Origin of the sequence: Lentibacillus sp. L22 (assembly GCF_040812445.1) — a bacterium.
Lineage (GTDB): Bacteria > Bacillota > Bacilli > Bacillales > Amphibacillaceae > Lentibacillus_C > Lentibacillus_C daqui.
Map to the genome: position 1 here is coordinate 18223 of NZ_JBFNXI010000046.1, position 9159 is coordinate 27381.

12 protein-coding genes, 1 pseudogene and 1 riboswitch are annotated in these 9159 nt (G+C 37.3%); of the genes and pseudogenes, 3 read left to right on the forward strand and 10 right to left on the reverse strand.

All coding sequences use genetic code 11. The features are described from left to right. Nucleotides 1-125 precede the first annotated feature (125 nt). Nucleotides 126-222: riboswitch (glycine riboswitch) on the reverse strand. Between the two features lie 538 nt (nucleotides 223-760). Both ABRT01_RS15245 and ABRT01_RS15250 read left to right on the forward strand, forming a co-directional pair. Further along, nucleotides 761-2416, forward strand: a complete 1656-nt coding sequence (locus ABRT01_RS15245) for a DEAD/DEAH box helicase (RefSeq protein ID WP_269412212.1) — start codon at nucleotides 761-763, stop codon at nucleotides 2414-2416. Continuing rightward, on the forward strand, nucleotides 2406-3197 hold the full coding sequence (locus ABRT01_RS15250) for a YqhG family protein (RefSeq protein WP_269412211.1): 792 nt from the start codon (nucleotides 2406-2408) through the stop codon (nucleotides 3195-3197). The genes ABRT01_RS15245 and ABRT01_RS15250 overlap by 11 nt, the downstream gene beginning before the upstream one ends. A 163-nt stretch (nucleotides 3198-3360) precedes the next feature. Here ABRT01_RS15250 and ABRT01_RS15255 read toward each other — a convergent pair. From ABRT01_RS15255 to comGA, 9 genes and pseudogenes are all read right to left on the reverse strand, one after another. After that, a pseudogene (locus ABRT01_RS15255) lies at nucleotides 3361-3615 on the reverse strand (transposase); the annotation flags it as partial. Nucleotides 3616-3905: 290 nt separating this feature from the next. Further along, nucleotides 3906-4145, reverse strand: coding sequence for a DUF2626 domain-containing protein (locus ABRT01_RS15260; RefSeq protein WP_269412210.1), 240 nt, complete (start codon nucleotides 4143-4145; stop codon nucleotides 3906-3908). 247 nt (nucleotides 4146-4392) lie between these two features. Then, nucleotides 4393-4785, reverse strand: a complete 393-nt coding sequence (locus tag ABRT01_RS15265; RefSeq protein ID WP_269412208.1) for a hypothetical protein — start codon at nucleotides 4783-4785, stop codon at nucleotides 4393-4395. Continuing rightward, on the reverse strand, nucleotides 4757-5212 hold the full coding sequence (locus ABRT01_RS15270) for a ComGF family competence protein (protein WP_269412207.1): 456 nt from the start codon (nucleotides 5210-5212) through the stop codon (nucleotides 4757-4759). Before ABRT01_RS15270 ends, ABRT01_RS15265 begins: the two co-directional genes overlap by 29 nt. Further along, nucleotides 5160-5507, reverse strand: a complete 348-nt coding sequence (locus ABRT01_RS15275) for a type II secretion system protein (protein ID WP_269412206.1) — start codon at nucleotides 5505-5507, stop codon at nucleotides 5160-5162. The genes ABRT01_RS15270 and ABRT01_RS15275 overlap by 53 nt, the downstream gene beginning before the upstream one ends. Beyond that, on the reverse strand, nucleotides 5491-5922 hold the full coding sequence (gene comGD, locus ABRT01_RS15280; protein ID WP_367748319.1) for a competence type IV pilus minor pilin ComGD: 432 nt from the start codon (nucleotides 5920-5922) through the stop codon (nucleotides 5491-5493). Before comGD ends, ABRT01_RS15275 begins: the two co-directional genes overlap by 17 nt. Nucleotides 5923-5930: 8 nt before the next feature. Next, nucleotides 5931-6236 (reverse strand): competence type IV pilus major pilin ComGC, encoded by a 306-nt coding sequence (gene comGC / locus ABRT01_RS15285; RefSeq protein ID WP_269412204.1) that lies wholly within the window; start codon nucleotides 6234-6236, stop codon nucleotides 5931-5933. Between the two features lie 17 nt (nucleotides 6237-6253). Continuing rightward, nucleotides 6254-7309, reverse strand: coding sequence for a competence type IV pilus assembly protein ComGB (comGB, locus tag ABRT01_RS15290; RefSeq protein WP_367748323.1), 1056 nt, complete (start codon nucleotides 7307-7309; stop codon nucleotides 6254-6256). After that, nucleotides 7266-8279, reverse strand: coding sequence for a competence type IV pilus ATPase ComGA (comGA, locus tag ABRT01_RS15295; protein ID WP_269412201.1), 1014 nt, complete (start codon nucleotides 8277-8279; stop codon nucleotides 7266-7268). Before comGA ends, comGB begins: the two co-directional genes overlap by 44 nt. Before the next feature lie 180 nt (nucleotides 8280-8459). Here comGA and ABRT01_RS15300 point away from each other — a divergent pair, with 180 nt between their 5' ends. Beyond that, nucleotides 8460-8642, forward strand: coding sequence for a YqzE family protein (locus tag ABRT01_RS15300; RefSeq protein ID WP_269412200.1), 183 nt, complete (start codon nucleotides 8460-8462; stop codon nucleotides 8640-8642). A 150-nt stretch (nucleotides 8643-8792) separates the two neighbouring features. Here ABRT01_RS15300 and ABRT01_RS15305 read toward each other — a convergent pair. Further along, the coding region (locus ABRT01_RS15305) for a hypothetical protein (RefSeq protein ID WP_367748330.1) at nucleotides 8793-9159 on the reverse strand (367 nt) is incomplete at its 5' end.

A 9159-nucleotide genomic window follows, 5' to 3' on the forward strand; every position in this document is an offset into this window, starting at 1 on the left:
CTATAAAGGAAATCTCTGTCAGTCAACCTGAAAGTTGCGCACCCTTTTTAAAACAGTGAGAACACTGCCGGCGGATGCTTGCTTCGTTGGTGGTTTACAAATGCTGTAAACGCTCTCCAGAGGTGCGTCCTGTAAGAGTCTTTTTGCCTGAGAGATTCACATGAGTTTGCTCCTTCGGCGTTGCGTAATACAAATTTACGCAATCTCTCCCCTTACAGTCATTCGCTTTTATGAAAATAGATGTAATTGGGTATACTACTAATACAAAATGTTAAGCGATGCCAAATTAATGAATCAAACACATCACATTCGTAATATAGCGGGATGTGTATTAAACATCTATGAAAGTTCATTTTCCTCTAATCGGAAATCTCTATCTTGATTTGGCTTTAGTATATCATAAATACCCTTGCAAAAGTAGTGGAATTTATAAAACATTTATATTTTTAAATAAGTGTTCCTTTTAGAGGATGTTCAAAAAGTCCGGTAAAAATGACATGCCCCTGCAAAAGAGGTATGTCGACGCCTGAGCGCAAGCCCGTTTTTAGTCGGCCTTCCTTTGAAGAAGTTCGTTGGCTTGCTTTTCCGCTCCTCATGTACCTTCTATGTACACTCCGGTGCTCAAAGCTATGCCGACTAGAACTTCTCGGTCCTTTTTTTAGAAGATTGTTACTGGACTTTCAATATATAACAATTGTTTTTTTAACGTATTAACGGGCGTAATATCCCATCTCTTTTATACAGGAGGAAGTCGTAATTTATGCAGGAGATACAACTGGAAAGAGACACTACATTTATCGATAACCTACAAACATGCCTTGATAAGGAAACTGGTCTTTCTCATTGGGAATTATTTCAAATGGCGTATGAGGCAGAGACAACAACAATGACGCCAACATTCAATGGTTTACGGGCGCTGACATATCTTCCACATGTAAACTTTTTGCAACATCAGATTTCCTGCGCAGAACAAGTAGTTGAAGAAATGAACGGAAGGGCGATCCTTGCCGATGAAGTGGGGCTGGGAAAAACGATTGAGGCAGGGCTTATTTTGAAAGAATATATGATTCGCGGTTTAGTAAAGAAGGCGTTAATTCTTGTACCCGCTTCCCTTGTCAATCAATGGGAGAAGGAATTGAATAGCAAGTTTTATATCCCTGCGATTGGGCATCGAAAAAACTATTCCTGGAAACAATGTGATATTCTTATCTCTTCTATTGATACGGCAAAACGTTCCCCACATCGGGAAGAGATCCTGGACATTGATTATGATTTTATTCTCATTGACGAGGCCCATAAATTAAAAAATCATAAGACAAAAAACTACGCATTTGTTCGTTCCTTAAAAAAGAAATATTGTTTACTACTAACCGCAACACCGGTACAAAACCAACTTGTCGAGATTTTCAATTTGGTATCCATTCTCAAACCCGGTCATTTAGGAAATTATGAATCTTTCCTTGAACAATATGGAAAGGATCGGAAGCAAATTAATCAGGATACCTATCTGAAACAATTGATTCAAAAAGTTATGATTCGTAATACAAGAAATGAAACAGACCTGAACAATACAAAACGGCATATTGAGACGATCTGGGTTGATTTTTCCAAAGAGGAATACGATTTTTATCAGGAATTGGATCAAGTTCAATTCACCGCCTCATTTGCGAAAATTACTTTATTACGGGAAATCTGTTCGTCAAGAGAAGCCTGTTATTTATCTTTGCAAAAAATGGCAATGAATGAACACGCTGACGAACTCTTTCACCATCTCGCAGGGAAAATCGAACAGCTTCCCCATCACGCCAAGGCGGAAAAGGTGGTTGAGTTAATTCAACAACATCCAGATGAAAAAGTGATAATTTTTACAGAATACCGGGCAACACAACTCTATTTACAATGGTATCTAAAACAAAGTAACATCACTTCCGTCCCTTTTCGTGGCGGGTTTAAGCGTAGTAAAAAGGATTGGATGCGGCAGTTATTTCAAAATCATGCCCAGGTACTAATTGCCACGGAGGCAGGTGGTGAAGGGATTAACCTGCAGTTTTGCAACTATATGATTAATTATGATTTGCCGTGGAACCCAATGCGGCTGGAACAACGTATTGGCCGGATTCATCGATATGGTCAGGAAAAAGATGTCCACATTTACAATTTTGCAATTCGTAATACGGTGGAAGAACATATTATGACCTTATTATATGAGAAGATTAATCTATTTGAATCAGTCATCGGTAATTTGGATGCCATCCTTTCCGAATTAAGCATTAGCGATTTGGAGACAGAGATCCAGTCCATTTTTTCCGAATCCACTTCGACTGGGGAGGCAAAAATTAAATTGGATAATCTTTCTTCAGTTATTCAGTATAAACATGAAAATCCGATTAGCGAGGAACAGCAATATGGCAATTGAAAACCTCAATGAATTTTTAGTCCGCTATTTTACAGCAAACGACTGCCGTATGTTACAAAATAAAGATGGTGTCTTAACCGTACAATTAACGGAAGAAATGGACAAAGCGTTAATGAACCGGCCGTTTTACTGGCACTATATCAAGAAGATGGGAAATCAAGGTGCCCCTATGCAACTGACACTCATTACCAATCCGGAAAAACAGGATGAAAAAGGGGAATGGATCCATTATGGCAGCCCAAGACTTCAACAAATTTTCAAGCATCTGAAAACAAATGAAAAATATACCAAACTATTTCAACAGCTTGATACAACAACTAAAACAGCACTTTATCCATGGCTTGTTTTAAATACGAAGATCAGTTACATTGGAAAACAAAAAAAGGATGAGTTGCTGTCAATTGGGCTTCACCTGGTCAACGGCATGATGAAGTTTTCTATGATGGATCATTTGCAACAATTGCCACTACAATTAACAATTTCTGATTACTGTTTTACCATTTCTCCGTTAATCAGGTTGAAAAGTGGTTTTTCACGGATTGAATCAGTTATTGATGATCACATCAAACGGCAGAACAATGATTGGGCTGAAGAATCAATAAAAACCTTGAAGGAAGAAAGTGCCATGTTGAAACATTTTTATCAGAATGTTACCGATGACGAACAAACAATTCAAATGGAAAAAGAATTACAAGAAATAAAAGAACGATACCAGCCAAAAGTATCCTATGAGATAATTAATGGAGGAATTTTTTATTTGGCAGAAGGGACCATTAAATGAAAAGCAGGTTGCATAAGGGTGGCCACTGAAAAAGTCTAAAAGATATGATTTCCAATTTATGATGGGAATCATATCTTTTTTAGTTACAATAGAGTTATCAATTAAAGGTGGGTGGTACTGTCAATAAGTTTGTGTAAATTAATAGAGTATCCTCGGAATTACATCAATTATTATCTGGTTTCCCGTATCGTTTTTCAAACATGTCCTGTAGCTGCTGGTAAGCGCTTGCGAATCCCCTTAATTTTCGTTCTCCCCATCTTTGGTTATAGTCGGTTACTTGAAGGTACACTACTTTTTCTGTCGCCCTTTCGCTTGGTAAACTGTTCATGGTTTTTGTGCGCTTCTTGATTTCCTTCATCGTCCGCTCGATGATGTTCGACGTGTATATCACGCGCTGGATAGACGATGGGTAACGGATGTGCTTCGTTGTTTATGGCACAGCTTGCACTCAATGTTTTCTTGTGTTTTCAACAAAAATATAATTGCAAAACATATATTCAGATCATCGGAAAATTTCCTTCTGTCGCCACTCCCCTTGTTCTATATTCTAGCGTGTTTTATATACTTATATCTAATATGTCAACAGATTTTTGAAAAAAAGTAAAAAACCCCGCAAAAATTTCACGAGGTTTTTCCAGAAAGGTTATGTATATGCAGGATGGAAAAGCGTGGAAAGAACCGGCTGTTTCCATCCTTATCCAGACTTAATTATTCAAAACCTGGTACAAGGATAAAGTTTGAATACCAGGTGAAACCGACCATAAAGATGGTACAATAAGCTCCGAATAAATACATATACATGCGTTCAGACAATTTCAAGTAGCCAACTGTAAGGAAAAATGCAGTTTGAACCAGGAATAATAATGCGGTTTTTTCCATTCCGCCTATGTAGAACATTACGGTAAATATTCCTGTCCAAAAAGCGAGGACACGAAACATACGATCCATATTTTCCCCTCCTTTTATATCCTTTGTCAATGATATTATAAACCAGGATTTTCATGTTGTAAATGAAACTTGCTAAACAATCGGAAGTTTTGTCCCGTACGAACAAATATCGCCGCTCCAAACATATTTTCAGTTCGATCGATGTTGATAAAGCTTCGTTGGGATTGATACATGGTGTAGACCATGGCAATAATTAGGTGAGCAGGATACACATATACGATGGGTATGGATAGTGTAACGCAAAAGCCTATTCTTTATTCGCTGTTTGTACAACTTCATCCAGTTCCAATATCATCGTCGTACTGTATGTTTTATCATTAGCTGGTACTTGAAATAATAGGTCATATTTTTTCGGACTTTTTTGTGTATAGGTGATGGTAACATTTCCCGGAGGATAGTGATATGATACGTGCCCTTTTTTTCCTGGATGCTTATTCATTTCCTGCTTAAATTGTTCATGGCCCATTTGCACCAACGTTTCAATGGTCAGCTGATTCTCGTGATTGTGGCTGATCCTGATATCATTTTGATAAGCAGAAACCTTTGCGGTAACAACCAGCAAAATAATGGCTGTAATGAACAATACATATGGAAAAATAAAGCCTCGCTGGTTATTGGTAAAACATGATCGATTTTTCATACGTCTCTCCTTGTGCTGATGTAATAGAAACTTTAATACCATAGGGGAGCTTCTCGAACAAAACCTTTTTGACCTCACGCAGGTATATTTCATGTCCTTTCCCTTTTACTTGGCGTCTGATGAGATTTTGATATTGCTCAATGGTTATGGTCGTTTGGTTTTTATCTTTCAATGTCAGTTTGGTTGGTGTGACCGCATAGTCAGTTGCCTGTAAAACATCGTCACGCAAAAAATAAAAAAATTGCTGGATCGCACGTTCTTGATCATGGGAATACGGATCAATGGATTGTAAAAAATATGCGGTAAAGGGAAGGGTCGTAAATAAAATGGTGATCGTAACCAGTAATGTAATAAAAGTAAATCCATTCTTATTTTTATTCCGCCGGATAGCCATATAAGCAGACAGTCTCTTGTTTTGCTTTAACATTGGTCCATTTGACACATCCTTTAACTAAATGATCCTCGTTTGTAAAATCATAAAACAAAGTTGTACTATTATTAGTTTTGGCAAAAGAAATGGGAGGGAGAAGATCATGCCCCTCCCACAAATAGGCTTGCAGCTCATCATGTAATTGGTTGGTATACTGCCGGCGTTCACTTAATACTTCCTCTTCCTTATGAACGATATGCATAATTGGCAGGAGTGTTGTGGCAATCATCATGACGATACCAAATGCTCCCAGTACCTCAATGAGTGTGAATCCTTTACAGTTTTTCAACATAACAGCGCCCCTTGCCTAATGGAAAGATAATTTGATACCTTGTTGATGGTGTATCTATCTGAATCCGACCGGGTTTTCTGATTGTACCATGGTTATTAAAGGAAATACCCTCTTTCATGGTCCGTTCATCGATATCCCATTCAGCAGGAAACGAACGTTTAAGTAATGTTCCTTCATCAAGTCCTTCAATGGTATAGCAATGGTTTGTGTGATCAAATACTAACTCAATCCGACTACTTGAAGCATAGCTTATATTTTGCAGAAATAAAATGTCCGACTGAAACGTTTTTAAAAATTGTTCATCCTCTTGATTATCCAAAACAGAATACTGCAAGGGAACCGCAAGCAAGAATAAAAGTGACCAAATACCCAAGACAAAAACTACTTCCAGTAAAGAAAACCCGTTTTTCCTCATTTACATACCTATCTGGATTCCTTTACTTTCCCGCCGTCAATTGTAAGCGTATGTTTATTCGGACATTTTGTTTGTTTTGTAGTAATATAATCTTCTTTAACCAAATCATTGATACTGGAAGGATAACTTTTATTATCTACATAATAGGAATCAATTTGCGATTGAACAACGTTGACTAATGCATCACAGCCTTTGTTATTAACTTCTTTACTTTTCGTTGCCAAATTGGGCACGATCAAAATGATTAGTACCGAAATGATCATCAAAACGATTAACATCTCGATTAAGGTAAACCCTTTTTGATTTTTAAACATGAACTACATCTCCTCAATTAAATTGTTTTGATTAATTGGAACATCGGCCACATCAAGGTTATATAAATAAACACAATTAAACCTGCCAAAGTAATAAAAAAGATAGGTTGAATATAGGTCAAATTCCTCATTATTTTTCGATGCAGTTCTTCAGTAAGAAATTCTGCATACACGGATAAATCCTTTTCTAATGCAGCAGCATCGGCATTTTTTTGAAAAATTAATGGAATTTGTTTATCTAACAGACGGAATTGTGATAACAGACTTGACAGGTGTTTACCTTGATTTAATTCCTGGGTCATCAGTGTGGCATAATAAGATAGGATAGGTAATTTTGTTTGTTCAGACATGGTTGATAATATGTCTTTAATGGAGATACCTGTTTTTAACAATGAACTAAAGTGGGTCGCAAACAAGAATGAGACACGTATTTGTTTATAGTTCCGGTAAAACGGTAAGGTGCTATAAAGTTTAATTTGTTTATCAATGGAAACTTTTTGTTTGTTTACTTGCCATAAGGTCGCACCAATAATCAATACGATAAGCGATACAATTAACATGGAAGTAAGTATGTCGATAATCATGATGGAAATAGATATCATGGAGGATGTTTCCTCTGTTGCCATAAATAGCTCCTGAAAAGACGGAAGAACGGATCGTTTGATAAAAAAGAGCACAATAGAAAAGAAGAACAGCAGTATAACGGGGTATCTGGCGACTTGCTGGAATTTCTTTGTATACTGAAGACGCTGTTCATACATGGCCAAACATTTATCAATGCTCGCTTCAATATCACCATTTGCCCGAACAAAATAAAGATAGGAGGTGATGAAGGAGTTAAAGTTGGCTTGTTCCAATGCCTGATCGAGTCTGTTGCCATTTTTCAGGCAGGTTGTAATGGTTGCCGCGGGTTGTGCCAATGCGGAATTCCATTGGATAATTTGCAATGATTCAAGTAATGTGTAACCATTTTTCAATAAGCGGGAAAGGCGGTTGAGAAACAATAGTTGCAATTCTTTTTTTAACGTCCTATGCCTGATCTGCATAAAATACTTTTTCAGATACAAAACCATATGCATATGCCTTCTTTCGTAAATGATAAAAAGATTGAAAGTCGTTTATGGAATGTACATCAACCCCTTTTAGCGTTTGTTCCAACAGTTTGCCATCTAACATTTCAAGAATTGCCGCACGCCTGGTTATTTCATCATTGAGATCGAACGGCAGCAATTCCAGTGCAGCAACGGCTACGAGTGATTGTTCCAGATCAGCGGTTGTCATCCCCAATTCAACCAAACGATGAATGGTACCTGCTGCGTTTTTTGCATGTAAAGTACTTAACACCAAATGACCAGTCAGGGATGCTTCAAAGGCAAATTTGGCTGTTTCCCGATCACGGATTTCCCCGACCATAATAATATCTGGGTCATGTCTCAGTGCAGCCTTTAAACCAGCTTGATAGGTGATTCCGGCTTTTTCGTTCACCTGAACTTGTAAAATATTGGATATATCTTTTTCCACAGGATCTTCCAATGTGATGGTTTGGTAGGAATCCTCTTGCAGGATTGTTTGTAACAGTGCATATAAGGTCGTAGTTTTGCCACTTCCGGTTGGACCGGTGAACAATATAATCCCTGCTCGATTCATGATCCATTGTCTTAATCGTTTTAACTGGTTTGGGAATAGGAAAAGCTGATCGAGTGTTAAGTTCTCTTCTTGCGGGAGGATGCGGATTGCCAGGCTTTCCATATGGTTGACCGGCAAGGTGGATAAACGCAGCGAATATTTTGAGTCGAATTCCATATCAATGGTTCCATTTTGCGGTTTCCTAATTTCGCCTATATCCATTCCTGATGTAAATTTAAAGTAGGTAAGTAATTGCTGGTAATGTGAAGCAAGAACCGCTTGTTTGAAAATACGTTTGCCTTGAACTCGGAAATAAATATCTGTGTGATCGGGAAAAGGATTAAAATGAATATCCGAGGCGCGGGTTTCAATCGCTGATTGCAGAAGTTTGGTTGCGAGTGATTTTGCGGGGTTCAATGCTTTACCACCTCCATTTTATTCTCTTATAGATACTTATTCGACGCAGATTGACAAATTCCTTCTTTTTTATTAAAAAAAAACAAAAAAATTTTCGGGAGAGAGGAAATGCTTGATGTATAGCCGATTGACTACAGGAAAAGCTAATAATACAATGATATAAATTTAGGGGTGTTGCTGATGTCTGGTAACGATATTGTCAAATATGTCACAGAAAAAGCCGTAACATACATGAATACACCGGCAGAACATCGCCGAAAAAAAAGGATCAAGGATAAACCCAAACAACAAGCTAATTTGTACAGCAACCGATGGCTTGGTGTACTGCCGTTCGCAGTTAAATCAATAATGAAGAAAGAATGAAAAGCAGGTCGCCTTATGCGAGGCCACTGAAAAACTTACGATTTTTCAGTGAAACTACAGATTAGTTATCAAAAAAGATGACTCTAATTCATTTTTTGAAATTTAGAGTCGTCTTTTTATTGATTTGTATATTTTTATTTTACTTATTTTTTAGCTCATTAATTTCAATATTTGTTTTAGATTTACGGTGAATATTGCCATCCGTTTCCTGAAACTTTGCTTGCTCCATATGCTTATCAATTTAATGGTCACGGAATACGTCTTACTTTTTGCCCTGGGCTTGTAACACCCATCCTTAAACCATACTTTACATTTATCCTCTAATTCATTGTATACAAAAGAAAAGTCAACTAAATCATCGAGCCTTCTTAGAAAATTATCTTTAGGTACAACCAGATCATATATTTCTGAATATAGACTTAAGATCATTTCCTCTTGTTTCTGAATCATAAAAGGTACTGTCAATAAGTTTGTGTAAATTAATAGAGTATCCTCGGAATTGGGATTTGTTTTCTGA

Excerpts from the sequence above, each read along its gene's own strand:
- comGD (WP_367748319.1), bottom strand. The coding sequence starts at position 5,922 with ATGAGGAAAAACGGGTTTTCTTTACTGGAAGTAGTTTTTGTCTTGGGT.
- ABRT01_RS15245 (WP_269412212.1), top strand. The coding sequence starts at position 761 with ATGCAGGAGATACAACTGGAAAGAGACACTACATTTATCGATAACCTA.
- comGC (WP_269412204.1), bottom strand. The coding sequence starts at position 6,236 with ATGTTTAAAAATCAAAAAGGGTTTACCTTAATCGAGATGTTAATCGTT.
- comGB (WP_367748323.1), bottom strand. The coding sequence starts at position 7,309 with ATGGTTTTGTATCTGAAAAAGTATTTTATGCAGATCAGGCATAGGACG.
- ABRT01_RS15275 (WP_269412206.1), bottom strand. The coding sequence starts at position 5,507 with ATGTTGAAAAACTGTAAAGGATTCACACTCATTGAGGTACTGGGAGCA.
- ABRT01_RS15270 (WP_269412207.1), bottom strand. The coding sequence starts at position 5,212 with ATGTTAAAGCAAAACAAGAGACTGTCTGCTTATATGGCTATCCGGCGG.
- ABRT01_RS15260 (WP_269412210.1), bottom strand. The coding sequence starts at position 4,145 with ATGGATCGTATGTTTCGTGTCCTCGCTTTTTGGACAGGAATATTTACC.
- ABRT01_RS15265 (WP_269412208.1), bottom strand. The coding sequence starts at position 4,785 with ATGAAAAATCGATCATGTTTTACCAATAACCAGCGAGGCTTTATTTTT.
- ABRT01_RS15250 (WP_269412211.1), top strand. The coding sequence starts at position 2,406 with ATGGCAATTGAAAACCTCAATGAATTTTTAGTCCGCTATTTTACAGCA.
- ABRT01_RS15300 (WP_269412200.1), top strand. The coding sequence starts at position 8,460 with ATGTCTGGTAACGATATTGTCAAATATGTCACAGAAAAAGCCGTAACA.